The organism is Klebsiella sp. D5A (assembly GCF_001620885.1).
GTDB lineage: Bacteria > Pseudomonadota > Gammaproteobacteria > Enterobacterales > Enterobacteriaceae > Klebsiella > Klebsiella variicola.
The window spans coordinates 1-13887 of the sequence record NZ_LOAR01000006.1 but is presented as its reverse complement, the minus strand read 5'-3'; the positions used below and the strand labels follow the sequence as shown (position 1 = coordinate 13887).

At 56.8% G+C, this 13887-nt stretch carries 16 protein-coding genes; 7 read left to right on the top strand and 9 right to left on the bottom strand.

Annotation, left to right across the window (positions count from 1 at the left end; all coding sequences use genetic code 11):
* Positions 1–87: 87 nt before the first annotated feature.
* Genes AS136_RS09745 through tilS form a run of 3 tightly spaced genes read left to right on the top strand, consistent with a single transcriptional unit; the run spans position 88 to position 4044 of the window.
* A complete protein-coding gene (locus AS136_RS09745) occupies positions 88–2241 on the top strand; it encodes a lysine decarboxylase LdcC (RefSeq protein ID WP_004204462.1) in 2154 nt (717 codons plus the stop codon).
* A 46-nt stretch (positions 2242–2287) separates the two neighbouring features.
* A complete protein-coding gene (locus AS136_RS09740) occupies positions 2288–2677 on the top strand; it encodes a VOC family protein (RefSeq protein WP_002889387.1) in 390 nt (129 codons plus the stop codon).
* 53 nt (positions 2678–2730) lie between these two features.
* Positions 2731–4044 carry a tRNA lysidine(34) synthetase TilS gene (tilS, locus tag AS136_RS09735; protein WP_032740443.1) on the top strand — a complete coding sequence of 438 codons (1314 nt, stop codon included), beginning with the start codon at positions 2731–2733 and terminating at the stop codon, positions 4042–4044.
* 12 nt (positions 4045–4056) lie between these two features.
* On the opposite strand, the gene rof is transcribed toward tilS, so the two are convergent.
* Entirely contained in the window at positions 4057–4317 is a 261-nt protein-coding gene (rof, locus tag AS136_RS09730) for a Rho-binding antiterminator (RefSeq protein WP_002889424.1), read from the bottom strand.
* Positions 4304–4504 carry a YaeP family protein gene (locus tag AS136_RS09725; protein WP_002889429.1) on the bottom strand — a complete coding sequence of 67 codons (201 nt, stop codon included), beginning with the start codon at positions 4502–4504 and terminating at the stop codon, positions 4304–4306. The genes rof and AS136_RS09725 overlap by 14 nt, the downstream gene beginning before the upstream one ends.
* A gap of 196 nt (positions 4505–4700) precedes the next feature.
* On the opposite strand from AS136_RS09725, the gene AS136_RS09720 reads away from it, so the two are divergent.
* From AS136_RS09720 to nlpE, 3 genes are read left to right on the top strand one after another with little or no spacing between them, the layout of a single operon-like run.
* On the top strand, positions 4701–5246 hold the full coding sequence (locus tag AS136_RS09720; RefSeq protein WP_012968902.1) for a YaeQ family protein: 546 nt from the start codon (positions 4701–4703) through the stop codon (positions 5244–5246).
* The gene (gene arfB / locus AS136_RS09715; RefSeq protein ID WP_008807342.1) at positions 5243–5656 is read left to right on the top strand and encodes an alternative ribosome rescue aminoacyl-tRNA hydrolase ArfB; all 414 of its coding nucleotides are present in this window, start codon (positions 5243–5245) and stop codon (positions 5654–5656) included. The genes AS136_RS09720 and arfB overlap by 4 nt, the downstream gene beginning before the upstream one ends.
* A 42-nt stretch (positions 5657–5698) precedes the next feature.
* Positions 5699–6397: an envelope stress response activation lipoprotein NlpE gene (nlpE, locus tag AS136_RS09710; RefSeq protein WP_012542804.1), complete on the top strand. Its 699-nt coding sequence runs from the start codon at positions 5699–5701 to the stop codon at positions 6395–6397.
* Between the two features lie 130 nt (positions 6398–6527).
* Here nlpE and AS136_RS09705 read toward each other — a convergent pair whose 3' ends face one another.
* From AS136_RS09705 to metN, 7 genes are all read right to left on the bottom strand, one after another.
* Positions 6528–7370, bottom strand: coding sequence for a YaeF family permuted papain-like enzyme (locus AS136_RS09705; protein ID WP_063266756.1), 843 nt, complete (start codon positions 7368–7370; stop codon positions 6528–6530).
* Positions 7371–7429: 59 nt separating this feature from the next.
* On the bottom strand, positions 7430–9148 hold the full coding sequence (gene proS / locus AS136_RS09700) for a proline--tRNA ligase (RefSeq protein ID WP_012968899.1): 1719 nt from the start codon (positions 9146–9148) through the stop codon (positions 7430–7432).
* 113 nt (positions 9149–9261) lie between these two features.
* Positions 9262–9969: a tRNA (N6-threonylcarbamoyladenosine(37)-N6)-methyltransferase TrmO gene (tsaA, locus tag AS136_RS09695; RefSeq protein WP_008807338.1), complete on the bottom strand. Its 708-nt coding sequence runs from the start codon at positions 9967–9969 to the stop codon at positions 9262–9264.
* Complete coding sequence (gene rcsF, locus AS136_RS09690) at positions 9966–10373, bottom strand: Rcs stress response system protein RcsF (protein ID WP_008807337.1); 408 nt, start codon at positions 10371–10373, stop codon at positions 9966–9968. The genes tsaA and rcsF overlap by 4 nt, the downstream gene beginning before the upstream one ends.
* Before the next feature lie 107 nt (positions 10374–10480).
* Positions 10481–11296, bottom strand: coding sequence for a methionine ABC transporter substrate-binding lipoprotein MetQ (gene metQ / locus AS136_RS09685; protein WP_008807336.1), 816 nt, complete (start codon positions 11294–11296; stop codon positions 10481–10483).
* Between the two features lie 43 nt (positions 11297–11339).
* Positions 11340–11993 carry a methionine ABC transporter permease MetI gene (locus tag AS136_RS09680; RefSeq protein WP_004204478.1) on the bottom strand — a complete coding sequence of 218 codons (654 nt, stop codon included), beginning with the start codon at positions 11991–11993 and terminating at the stop codon, positions 11340–11342.
* Positions 11986–13017 carry a methionine ABC transporter ATP-binding protein MetN gene (metN, locus tag AS136_RS09675; RefSeq protein ID WP_012968897.1) on the bottom strand — a complete coding sequence of 344 codons (1032 nt, stop codon included), beginning with the start codon at positions 13015–13017 and terminating at the stop codon, positions 11986–11988. The genes AS136_RS09680 and metN overlap by 8 nt, the downstream gene beginning before the upstream one ends.
* A 188-nt stretch (positions 13018–13205) precedes the next feature.
* Here metN and gmhB point away from each other — a divergent pair, with 188 nt between their 5' ends.
* Positions 13206–13772, top strand: a complete 567-nt coding sequence (gene gmhB / locus AS136_RS09670) for a D-glycero-beta-D-manno-heptose 1,7-bisphosphate 7-phosphatase (RefSeq protein WP_008807333.1) — start codon at positions 13206–13208, stop codon at positions 13770–13772.
* Positions 13773–13887: the final 115 nt, after the last annotated feature.

Sequence of the window (13887 nt, the reverse complement as noted above, 5' to 3'; positions counted from 1 at the left end):
GGCCGGATTTTCCGGCCCTTTTTTTGTGTGCGATGCGCCCAGGGGATTGCTATGATGCTTGACTTAGGTGAATACCAGGAGGAAAGCGTGAATATCATCGCCATCATGGGGCCTCACGGCGTCTACCATAAAGACGAGCCGATCAAAGAACTGGAAGCGGCGCTGCAGCGCCAGGGCTTCCAGACCATCTGGCCGCAAAACAGCGCCGACCTGCTGCAGTTTATTGAGCACAACCCGCGCATCTGCGGGGTGATCTTCGACTGGGATGAATACAGCGTCGATCTGTGCAGCGATATCAATCAGCTCAATGAATATCTGCCCCTGTACGCCTTTATTAATGCCCACTCCACGATGGACGTCAGCAGTCAAGATCTACGCATGACGCTGTGGTTCTTCGAATATGCGCTGGGACTCTCCGAAGAGATCGCCACCCGCATTGGGCAGTATACCCGCGAGTACCTGGACAATATCACCCCGCCGTTTACCCGCGCGCTGTTTAACTATGTACAGGAGGGGAAGTATACCTTTTGTACACCGGGCCATATGGGCGGTAGCGCCTATCAGAAAAGCCCGGTGGGCTGCCTGTTCTATGATTTCTTTGGCGGAAATACGCTGAAGGCGGATGTCTCGATTTCGGTCACCGAGCTGGGCTCCCTGCTGGATCATACCGGCCCGCATCTGGAGGCGGAGGAGTATATTGCCCGCGCCTTTGGCGCTGAACAGAGCTACATGGTGACCAATGGCACCTCGACGTCCAACAAAATTGTCGGTATGTACTCGGCGCCCGCCGGCAGCACGCTGCTGATTGACCGTAACTGTCACAAATCACTGGCCCACCTGCTGATGATGAGCGATGTGGTTCCCTTGTGGCTGAAGCCGACCCGCAACGCGTTGGGGATCCTCGGCGGTATCCCCCGGCGCGAATTTACCCGCGACAGCATTCAGCAGAAAGTGCGCGACACGGGCGGGGCGCAGTGGCCCGTGCATGCGGTGATCACCAACTCCACCTACGATGGTCTGCTCTATAACACCACCTGGCTTAAGGAGACGCTCGACGTCCCGTCGATCCATTTCGATTCCGCCTGGGTGCCCTATACCCATTTCCATCCGATATATCAGGGGAAAAGCGGCATGAGCGGTGAGCGGATCCCCGGAAAAGTCATCTTCGAGACGCAGTCCACGCATAAGATGCTGGCCGCGCTGTCGCAGGCCTCGCTGATCCACATTAAGGGCAACTATGATGAAGAGACCTTTAATGAAGCCTTTATGATGCATACCTCGACGTCGCCGAGCTATCCCATCGTCGCGTCAATTGAGACCGCGGCGGCGATGTTGCGCGGTAACTCCGGTAAGCGCCTGATCCAGCGCTCCATTGAGCGGGCGCTGGACTTCCGCAAAGAGGTGCAGCGACTGCGCGAGGAGTCGGACGGCTGGTTCTTTGATATCTGGCAGCCGGAAGCGGTGGATAAAGCCGAGTGCTGGCCGGTGGCGCCTGGCGAAGACTGGCACGGTTTCAAAGATGCCGATGCGGATCATATGTATCTCGATCCGGTGAAGGTCACCATTCTGACGCCGGGCATGGACGAGCAGGGGAATATGGATGAAGAGGGGATCCCGGCGGCGCTGGTGGCGAAGTTCCTCGACGAGCGGGGCGTGGTGGTGGAAAAAACGGGCCCCTACAACCTGCTGTTCCTGTTCAGCATCGGTATTGATAAAACCCGGGCGATGGGGCTGCTGCGCGGTCTGACCGAGTTCAAACGCGCCTACGATCTTAATCTGCGGGTGAAAAATATGTTGCCGGATCTGTACGCGGAAGATCCCGACTTCTACCGCAACATGCGGATCCAGGATCTGGCACAGGGGATCCACCGCTTGATCCGTCAGCACCAGCTGCCGCAGCTGATGCTCAGCGCCTTTGACGTCCTGCCGGAAATGAAAATGACGCCGCATCACGCCTGGCAGCGCCAGATTAAGGGTGAGGTGGAAACCATTGAACTGGAGAACCTGGTCGGCCGGATTTCGGCCAACATGATCCTCCCTTATCCACCGGGCGTACCGCTGCTGATGCCGGGAGAGATGATCACGGAGGAGAGCCGGGCAGTGCTCGATTTCCTGCTGATGCTCTGCTCCATCGGCCGTCATTATCCGGGGTTTGAGACCGATATTCACGGGGCGAAGCGCGATGAGGACGGCGTGTATCGGGTACGAGTCTTAAAAAATGACGAAAGGCTTGCGCGTTAACGGCGCGCACGAGTAACGTGGCTGGCTTAACAGAAGGAGTTTGACCATGCTGGGTTTGAAACGGGTTCACCATATTGCCATCATTGCGACTGACTACGCCCGCAGTAAAGCGTTCTATTGCGATATTCTGGGGTTTACGCTGCAAAGTGAGTTCTATCGCGCCGAGCGCGACTCCTGGAAGGGCGATCTGGCGCTCAATGGCGAGTACGTGATTGAGCTGTTCTCGTTCCCGTTTCCCCCGGCCCGCCCCAGTCGCCCCGAAGCCTGCGGGCTGCGTCATCTGGCCTTTAGCGTGGATGATATCGACGCCGCGGTAGCGCATCTGACGGCGCATGGCGTCGAGTGCGAAGCGATTCGCGTCGATCCCTTTACCGGCAAACGCTTTACCTTCTTTAGCGATCCGGACGACCTGCCGCTGGAAATATATCAGCAGTAAACCTTGCCAGCGCGACCCTGGCCCGGTAACGTGCCGGGCCATCACTTCTCGGTATGTTCGTGGATATGACGGCTGATATTGCGCATACGCTTCATCCCCATCGCCAGCTGCTGGTGGCCTTCAGCGGCGGTCTGGATTCGACGGTTCTCCTGCACCAGCTGGTGCTGCTGCGGGAACAGGATCCCTCGCTGACGCTGCGGGCGGTGCATGTTCACCACGGCCTGAGCGCCCATGCAGACGACTGGGTGGCGCATTGTCGGCAGATTTGCCTGCAGTGGCAGGTGCCGCTGGTGGTGCATCATGTGACGTTAGCCAGGGGCGGTCTCGGCGTGGAGGCCCATGCCCGTGCGGCGCGCTATCAGGCCTTTCAGGATACGCTCAATGCCGGCGAGGTGTTAGTGACCGCTCAGCACCAGGATGACCAGTGCGAAACGCTGCTGCTGGCGTTAAAACGCGGCAGCGGTCCTACTGGTCTGTCGGCGATGGCGCCATCCTCTGCCTTTGCCGACAGTCGACTACTGCGTCCTCTCCTCAATGAAACCCGCGAATCGCTACGCCAGTGGGCGCTCGCCCATCAGCTGTCGTGGATTGAAGATGAGAGTAATCAGGACGATACCTATGACCGCAACTTTCTGCGCCTGCGGGTGATCCCGGTCCTGCGCGAGCGCTGGCCGCACTTTAGCGAGGCCGTTGCCCGCAGCGCCAGCCTGTGCGCCGAGCAGGAACAACTGCTGGACGAAATGCTGGCGGCGGAGCTGGCGTCGCTGGTGGCCGAAGATGGCTCGCTGGCTATCACGCCTCTGACGTCGATGAGCCCACCCCGTCGCGCGGCGCTGCTGCGTCGCTGGCTCGCCGGGCAGCAGGCGCCGATGCCAGCCCGGGAGGTGCCAGAGCGCCTCTGGCATGAGGTGGCGCTGGCGCGGGAAGATGCCAGCCCTTGTCTGCGGCTCGGGGATTTTACCGTCCGCCGTTTTCAACAGCGTTTGTACTGGGTGAAGTATCTTCCCGGCCAGACGGAAAGTGTCCAGCACTGGCCCGACTGGCGCCAGCCGCTGCGGCTGGCAGACGGTCTCGGCGAGCTGATGCTGCAGCCCGGCGGCAGGCTGCGCCCGCCGTCTGCGGATGAGCCGGTCACTGTCCGCTTTCGCGCCAGCGGCCATCTGCATATCGTCGGACGCCACGGCGGACGTAAGCTGAAGAAGATCTGGCAGGAGCTGGGCGTTCCTCCCTGGCGACGAGACACTACGCCGCTGCTGTTTTACGGCGAAACGCCGATCGCTGCAGCGGACGATCTGTTTGTGACCACCGAAGGTGAAGTGAAGGACGGGGAAGGGGTCAGGCTGTCATGGAGGAAAACGGGCGGTTAAGCCCGTTTTGATTCAGGATTCGCTCACCACCACGGTGCCGATTTCCGGGTGACTGAAGCTGGCGATTTTATCCAGGCGCAGCTCGCGGACGTTGCCGGCGAGTTCGACCACCAGATACTCGATATTTTTACGCGAGATTAGATCGCTGGCCTTTGCCTGCAGCTGTTCGCCATCCTTCAGCGCCAGCGTCAGCACCAGGTGATGCTGGCAAGCCAGTTCCAGGTTGTCGTAATCATCGCAGTTAATGGGTTGATAAGTATCATTCATTGACATAATCGCTCACCAGTAAGTTTGCTGCCGCATAAGCGGCCTTTTCCCTGACTGACTCCGAAAGGGCCTCATCCGCCGCAATCTCATTCAATACTTTCAACACGCAACCCAGCGCATCCGGGATATACCCTAAGTCTCCGCTGGCTATTTCCGCATACCGCTTGCGTATTAACTCACAATAGTGGTCCACATGCCCTCCTGTCAGCGTTCTGACTCAACCGTGGGATGCAAGTTTAAGCCTACGAAGATAAACTCTGTTTAGCAAGGGAACTATATCATAGTCATTTAAGCAATTTCAGCAGGATGAAACAGGTTGCTGCGATTGACGACAGCCTTTTGCCGCCAGTTTCGCTACAATGTCCGCCATTCTTTTCAGGAGTTTATTCATGGCGCTGAAAGCGACAATATATAAAGCTGCGGTAAATGTAGCCGATCTGGATCGCAACCAGTTTCTGGATGCTAACCTGACGCTGGCGCAGCACCCCTCGGAAACCCAGGAGCGCATGATGCTGCGCCTGCTGGCGTGGATCAAATATGCCGATGAACGGCTGCAGTTTACCCGCGGCCTGTCGTCGGACGACGAGCCGGAGCTGTGGCTGCTTAACGATCATCTCGGGGTCGATCTGTGGATCGAACTGGGTCTGCCGGATGAGCGGCGGATTAAGAAAGCCTGCTCACGGGCGCAGGCGGTGGCGCTGTTTGCCTATAATAGCCGGGCCGCTGAAATCTGGTGGCAGCAGAATCAGAACAAGCTTGCGGCGTACCCGAAGTTAACCATCTGGTATCTTGATGACGCGCAACTGGCGCAGCTTAGCGCCTTTGCCGACCGTACCATGACACTGCAGGCCACTCTGCAGGACGGTAGTATCTGGTTATCCGATGCTCGGAATAATCTGGAAATTCATTTGACGTCCTGGCAAGCACCGGCATGATTACCATTAGCCGCAGCGTGACCCTTGCCGATAACGAGGTCACGCTGGAAGGTATTCGTGCCCAGGGGGCCGGGGGCCAGCATGTGAACAAAGCGTCGACGGCAATCCATCTGCGCTTTGATATTAAAGCTTCAAGCCTGCCGGAGTTTTACAAAGAGCGCCTGCTCGCCGCCAGGCACCACTTAATTTCTGCTGACGGTGTGGTTATCATTAAGGCTCAGGAATACCGCAGCCAGGAGATGAACCGCGAAGCGGCGATTGCCCGGCTGGTGGCCCTCATAAAAGAATTAACCGCAGTGCAAAAAAGTCGCCGGGAGACGCGACCGACTCGGGCATCCAAAGAGCGACGCCTTGCTTCCAAGGCACAGAAGTCCTCAGTCAAGGCGCTGCGTGGGAAAGTTCGCCAGTGAAGACGTCGGCGAACGGGTGAAATGGATGATAAGGAAAGCAAAGTGAAGAAAATCGTATTCTCCGTGATAGCGGCCTGCTCGCTGTTCGCGCTGTTTGGTTGTAACCATCGCGCCGAGACTGACACCGTACAGCCAGCGGCGATGGAAGAGCTCAAACCGATGCAGCAAAGCTGGCGTGGGGTGCTGCCTTGCGCGGATTGTGAAGGTATCGACACCTCGCTGTTCCTGGAAAAAGACGGTACCTGGGTGATGAACGAGCACTACCAGGGCGCTCGTCGTGAACCGTCATCTTTTGCCTCTTATGGCACCTGGGCTCGCACAGCGGATAAACTGGTGCTGACCGACAGCAAAGGCGAGAAATCATATTTTCGCGCGAAGGGCGACAAGCTGGAGATGCTTGACCGCAACGGGAGCCCCGTTCAGTCTCCTCTCAATTATACCCTGGAGCCGGTGAAGGCCAGCCTGCCGACCACCCCGATGGCGATGCGCGGCATGTATTTCTATATGGCCGATGCGGCAACCTTTACCGATTGCGCGACCGGTAAACGCGTCGCGGTGGCGAACAATGCCCAGCTTGAGCGGGATTATGCCGCTGCCCGCGGCAATGATTCACGACCGGTGCTGCTGGTGGTGGAGGGGCACTTTACCCTCGAGGCGAACCCGGACACCGGCGAAATGATGAAGACGCTGATGACGGACCAGGCCGGCAAATTTATTCCCGGTAAAGACTGTAGCCATTGATTGTCAGGCCCCTGCCCGGGAAACGGGCAGGGGATGATCCCACACAGTCCCCCTACTTGCTCCTGCTATTCGCCCTGTCATATACAGAGTGAGCGTGGGTCTGGCTGGCGGAAAAGCGCAAATCTTTTCTTTACTCCGCATCGTCCTTCGGTTTATTCAGCCCCACCAGCTTGCCGGCCTGAAGATAAACGCCCAGTTTCAGATGCCCGACATACTGTAGCTGCGTTTCGGGTTTAAACGTGGCGACGTCTCCTTCCCGCATGTGCAGCAGATCGGAAGGACTTATCCACGCCGCCTGCGCCAGGGTCAGCGGATGCCCGGCTCTGACGAAGGCCTCGCTGACAAACTCCGAGCAAAACCACGCTTTCTTGTCGGCGCTTGCCGCATCGCCCAGTTGCGCTTTGGCCAGGCCGCTCACGCACTGCTGACGAAAGTTACGCGAGAAAGGGTTGAGCGAGCAGAGCGGTTTGGTGACCATATAAGGGATAAACTGAATAATGCCGCGATAGTTATACCCGCTGTCTTTGACCTGCCAGACAAAATTTTTCATCGCCGTTGCCTGGTCCGGCGTCAGGTCGGGCACCCTGAGGGCAAAGAGTTTATCGCTATGCGCCAGCGCCTGCTGAACAGAAATCACCTGTACGCCAGCGCCGGTGGCTTCCGCGATCTGACCCTCGCCAAGATACAGTGCGACGTGGCTAACGGAAGAGGCGCTGAAGGCGCGGATCCCAAGCGAAGTGATACCCAGGCTGGACGAGAAGAGCAGGTCGCCGGAACTGAGATCGCTTTCGTCAATTTCGTGGAGCCCGCTGCCGGAAATCGAGCTTTGACGCTGGAGAGTGACAGCCCATGGCGGGGAGCGGCCCTCGGTAGCGGATGCGGAAGCGGCGCTGCGGCCGACGTCTATGGTGCAGGCGGTAAGCAGCAGCAGGGCGGAAGTAAGCAATCCGCTGCTGAGGATAGGTGCAGTCATGGGTACTTTCCTTGTAAAAAAAAGGCCCTGACATCCGTTCAGGGCCCTGAGGTGGTTGCTTAGCCTTTTATCGCTTTAACCAGATATTCCACGATATCACCGGTTTTAATCAGCTGCTTCTCACCATTGCGACGATACTTGTATTCGATATCATCGTTATCGAGGTTCCGATCGCCCAGCACGATGGTGTGCGGAATACCGATCAGTTCCATATCGGCGAACATCACGCCCGGACGCTCTTTACGGTCGTCCATCAGCACATCGATGCCGTGCGCACGCAGCTCGGCGTACAGCTTCTCGGCCAGCTCCTGCACGCGATAGGACTTGTGCATATTCATCGGCAGAATTGCCACCTGGAACGGCGCGATGGCGTCTGGCCAGATAATCCCGCGATCGTCAAAGTTCTGCTCGATAGCGGCGGCCACCACACGGGTCACCCCAATACCGTAGCAACCCATGGTCAGGATCTGGTTACGGCCATCTTCGCCCTGAACTGCGGCATTCATCGCCTGAGAGTACTTAGTACCCAGCTGGAAGATGTGGCCCACTTCGATACCGCGCTTGATAAGCAGAGTACCCTTGCCGTCCGGGCTCGGATCGCCGGCAACGACGTTACGAATATCAGCAACTTCCGGAGTCGCGACGTCGCGATCCCAGTTGATGCCGAAGTAGTGTTTGCCATCGATGTTAGCGCCAGCGGCGAAATCGCTCATTACCGCGACGGTACGGTCGATAACCACCGGGATCGGCAGGTTCACCGGACCCAGGGAGCCCGGACCCGCTTTCACCAGAGCGCGGATCTCTTCTTCGGTGGCGAAGGTCAGCGGGCTGGCGACCTGCGGCAGTTTTTCCGCTTTCACTTCGTTCAGCTCGTGATCGCCGCGCACCAGCAGGGCAACCAGCGGGGAGGCGCTACCTTCAACCGCTTTCACCAGCAGGGTCTTCACGGTTTTTTCGATCGGCAGGTCGAACTGCTCAACCAGCTCGGCGATGGTTTTGGCGTTCGGCGTATCAACCAGGGTCATCTCCTGGGTGGCGGCTGCGCGCGGCTCTTTTGGCGCAACGGCTTCCGCAAACTCGATGTTTGCCGCGTAGTCGGAGCTGTCGGAGAAGATCACATCGTCTTCGCCGCTCTGCGCCAGCACCTGGAATTCATGAGAGGCGCTGCCGCCGATAGAACCGGTGTCAGCCTGTACCGCACGGAAATCCAGCCCCATACGACTGAAGATTTTGCTGTAAGCGGTATACATCGCGTCGTAGGTTTCCTGCAGCGATTCCTGAGAGGTATGGAAAGAGTAAGCATCTTTCATCAGGAATTCACGGGAGCGCATCACGCCGAAACGCGGGCGCACTTCGTCGCGGAATTTGGTCTGGATCTGATAGAAGTTCAGCGGCAGCTGCTTATAGGAGTTCAGCTCGTTGCGGATCAGATCGGTAATGACCTCTTCGTGGGTTGGTCCGAGGACGAACGGGCGATCGCCGCGATCGGCAATGCGCAGCAGTTCCGGGCCATATTGCTCCCAGCGACCGCTCTCCTGCCACAGTTCAGAAGGCTGAACGACCGGCATTAACACCTCGATCGCACCGGCATTATTCATTTCTTCACGCACGATGTTTTCGACTTTTTTCAGGACGCGCACGCCGGTCGGCAGCCAGGTGTATAACCCGGAGGCCAGCTTGCGGATCATCCCGGCGCGCAGCATCAGCTGGTGGCTGATTACCTCGGCGTCGGCAGGTGTCTCCTTCAGAGTGGAGAGCAGATATTGGCTAGTACGCATGTTGTAACGGTTCCAGTTAAACGAGCGGAACAGGCTGGTTGCCCAGCCTGAAACAAAAAAAGTGGTTTAGTTTACCAGTGTGGCAAAGATGCCAAAAGAGAGGAAAAATAAAATTAGCGCGCTTCGAGGGCAAAGACTTCAAAACCAGAGGCAATCACCCGCCAGCGGACGTTGAAATCCAGCAACCAGACGGCATAATTTTTTCCTGCTTCTTCCTCTTTACGGTAGGCCGGGCGCGGATCCTGCGCCAATACTTCGCGGATAAACGCTTTGATATGCGGGTAGCGTTTTTCCAGGGTCAGTAACTGTGCTTCTGTTTCCGGTGTAAAACTGACGTTCATACCCGCCAGCGGCGCCTGTTGCGCATAGCTGGCGCTGGCATCCGGCAGGGCTTCGGCGAAAGGAAGATACGGTTTGATATCAACCACCGGCGTCCCGTCGACGAGATCGAGGCTACCGAGTTCCAGGATCACCTGATCCTTCTGACAGCGAATGCCTTTCAGCTCAACCAGCGACATGCCGATGGGGTTGGGGCGAAACGTCGAACGGGTGGCGAAGACGCCCATCCGCGCATTGCCTCCCAGTCGGGGAGGGCGCACCGTCGGACGCCAACCGCCTTCCATGGTCTGATGAAACACAAACAGGATCCACAGATGGCTGAAGTTTTCCAGGCCTCGCACGGCGTCGGCCTGGTTGTAGGGCGCAACCAGATGCAGTTCTCCGCCGCCGTGTTTCACCAGACCAGGCTGGCGAGGAACGGCAAATTTCTCTTTATACGGCGAGCGGATAACGCCTATCTGCGCGAACTGGAATGCACTCATTGTGCCGAAACGTTAAGCGCCGAGCCCAGACAAACCGCCTGACGGTAGCAGCCTGGCGTGCCGCTGGTCACTTCGCAGCGGTGAAGCAGGACGGCATTGGCTTTCATGCGTGCCGCATTCACCTGCAGACGCTTGCGGGCGGTTGGGATGTTCGGCGGAGAATCCTGATTTGAGGCCTGGCATGACTCACCAGTCACTTCACCCAGATCGCGGAACGGTTTTCCCACCAGCTCTGACGCATCGGTATAAATACGTACCGGCGCCGGACGGGTTGCGCGTGGTTTGCTCGGCTCAGATTTAACCGGGGGGGTTGCAGTGCTTTGAACAGGTTCAACGGGGGATCTGCTTAGCATGGAACAACCGCTTAACATGAGTGCTAACAAACAGACCGGTAAAGCACGCATAGTATTTCCTCAATGAATAAAAAACAGGGCGTTATTGAATCAGGTGCTTGCATAAATGACAAGACGGGCGTGAAGCCCGTCCTGAATGATATTACGGTGAGAAAAGATTACCAGCCTTTCACTGCGCCGCCGTTAAAGATCTTGTTCGCCGCTTCGTAAACTTCATCGCTCTGGTAAGCCTGAACGAATTTCTTCACATTCTCAGCATCTTTATTGTCTTCACGCGCCACAATCAGGTTCACGTAAGGAGACTCTTTGCCTTCAACAAAGATACCGTCTTTCGCCGGGGTCAGGCCAATCTGGCTGGCGTAAGTGGTGTTGATGACGGCCAGCGCAATCTGTGCGTCGTCCAGCGAACGCGGCAGCTGTGGCGCTTCCAGTTCAACAATTTTCAGGTTTTTCGGGTTCTCGACGATATCCAGAGAGGTTGGCAGCAGGCCCACGCCGTCTTTCAGTTTGATCAGACCCACCTGCTGCAGCAGCAGCAGGGAACGGCCGAGGTTAGTCGGATCGTTCGGGACGGCGATCTGCGAGCCCGGCTGCAGTTCGTCCAGCGATTTGATTTTCTTCGAGTAACCCGCGATCGGATAGACGAAGGTGTTGCCAACGGAGACCAGCTTATAGCCACGGTCTTTAATCTGCTGGTCGAGATACGGTTTATGCTGGAAGGCGTTCACGTCGATATCGCCTTTGCTTAGCGCTTCGTTTGGCAGCACGTAATCGTTGAAGGTCACCAGCTCAACATCGAGACCATACTTCTCTTTTGCCACTTTCTGCGCAACTTCAGCGACCTGCTGTTCCGCCCCGACGATAACGCCGACTTTAATATGATTCGGATCTTTTTCATCCTGACCGCAACCCACCAGCGCCAGAGAACCGATTAACGCGCCAACTGCCGCAAAGGTTTTGAAATTAAAGGCCATGTTATTTCCTTCCTGTAAGAATGAGTGTTGTCTGCCAATAACGTTATTTATGAGTCACAGCCCGGACGATACGATCGCCAGAGAATTGAATTAAATAAACCAGAATAACCAGTAACACCAGTACGGTATTCATCACCGTTGCGTTGTAGCCGATATAACCGTACTGATAACCAATCTGCCCCAGACCACCGGCGCCCACCGCGCCGCCCATGGCGGAGTAGCCTACCAGGGTAATAAGCGTGATGGTGGCGGCGTTGACCAGCCCCGGCAGCGCTTCAGGCAGCAGAACCTTGCGGACGATCTGCAGCGGTGTGGCGCCCATCGCGCGGGAAGCTTCGATGAGCCCGGTCGGGATCTCCAGCAGGGCGTTCTCCACCATGCGGGCGATAAACGGCGCGGCGCCCACCGTCAGCGGAACGATTGCCGCCTGCAGGCCGATCGAGGTGCCGACGATTACGCGGGTAAACGGGATCATCCAGACCAGCAGGATAATGAACGGAATGGAACGGAAAATGTTCACCAGCGCCGACAGAGTACGGTACAGTTTGGCATTGGCGACGATTTGCCCCGGCCGGGTCACATACAGCAGCACGCCCACCGGCAGACCAAGGACAAAACCGAAGAAGCCGGAGACAAAGGTCATTGCCAGCGTTTCCCATACGCCGCGCAACAGCAGCCACATCATTGCCTCAGACATAACCCAATACCTCTACTTTTACATGATGTTCCTGCAGCCAGGCGATGGCCGCCTGAGTGTCTTCCTGTGTACCGTGCATTTCGGTGAGCATGATGCCGAACTTCACCCCGCCGGCATAATCCATCTGCGCGCTGATAATGTTGTTATTCACATTGAAGCGACGCGCGGTTTCAGAGAGCAGCGGCGCATCGACGGAGTGGCCGGTAAATTCCATACGCAGCATCGGCACGCTATCCGCTGCGGCGGTAGATTTCAGGCGCGCCTGGTAGTCATCCGGAATATCGAGGTGCAGCGTGGACTGAATAAACTGCTGGGCCAGCGGCGTCTTCGGATGGGAGAAGACTTCGCTCACCGTATCCTGCTCGATCAGTTGACCGTTGCTAATGACCGCCACGCAGTCGCAGATGCGTTTCACCACATCCATTTCGTGGGTGATCAGCAGAATGGTCAGTCCCAGACGCCGGTTAATGTCTTTCAGCAGTTCGAGAATGGAACGGGTGGTGGCCGGGTCGAGGGCGCTGGTGGCTTCATCGCACAGCAATACCTTCGGGTTGCTGGCCAGCGCGCGGGCAATAGCGACGCGCTGTTTCTGGCCACCGGAGAGATTAGCCGGGTAGCTGTCGTGCTTATCACCCAGACCGACGAGATCCAGCAGCTCCGTCACACGGCGTTTGATTTCTGCCTGCGGGGTGTTATCCAGTTCCAGGGGCAACGCGACGTTGCCGAAAACGGTCCGGGAGGCCAGCAGGTTAAAATGCTGGAAAATCATGCCAATCTGACGGCGCGCACGGGTTAGCTCTTTTTCCGACAGTGCAGTCAATTCCTGACCGTCAACCTGTACGCTGCCCTCGGTCGGGCGCTCCAGCAGGTTGACGCAGCGAATCAGCGTACTTTTACCGGCGCCGGAGGCACCGATGACGCCATAAATTTGTCCGGCAGGGACATGCAGGCTGACGTTATTCAGCGCCTGAATGCTGCGATTCCCCTGCTGGAACACTTTGGTGATATTGGAAAGTTTAATCATCAGTTATTTATTATCGTTTAGCCGTTTGCCGTGGCATTTTCTTCTGCCGTATCCAGGCGATGCCTGTCAATGAAATGGATGTTAAGGCATCCAGACGTCTAAATCAATCTGACTCTTTATAATGAGCACTTTCTTGCATGCTGAAACATGCGATACTAACGGCACTAGCCTTTTTCAGGAGCAAACCGGTGGCAAAGTCAGTACCCGCAATTTTTCTCGACCGTGACGGCACTATTAATGTCGATCATGGCTACGTCCACGAAATCGACAATTTTGAATTTATCGATGGCGTCATTGACGCGATGCGCGAACTAAAAGAGATGGGCTATGCGCTGGTGCTGGTCACTAACCAGTCCGGTATTGCTCGCGGTAAATTTACCGAAGCCCAGTTTGAAACGCTGACCGAATGGATGGACTGGTCTCTGGCCGATCGTGGCGTCGACCTGGACGGTATCTACTATTGCCCGCATCACCCGCAGGGTGCGGTGGAGGAGTACCGTCAGACTTGTGATTGTCGTAAACCGCATCCGGGGATGCTGATCTCCGCCCGCGATTATCTGCATATCGATATGGCTTCTTCCTATATGGTAGGGGACAAACTGGAAGATATGCAGGCTGCTGCGGCGGCAGATGTCGGTACTAAAGTGCTGGTGCGTACCGGTAAGCCCCTGACTGAAGAAGCGGAAAAAGCGGCTGACTGGGTGCTAAATAGCCTGGCAGAGCTGCCTGCGGCGATTAAAAAGCAGCAAAAATAAGCGTTGCGTTTAAAAGATGAGCGGTTGAAATAAAATTGTATTTTTCCGCTTGTCATTCCCGGAGAGCTCCCTATAATGCGCCTCCATCGACACGGCGGATGTGAATCACTTCACA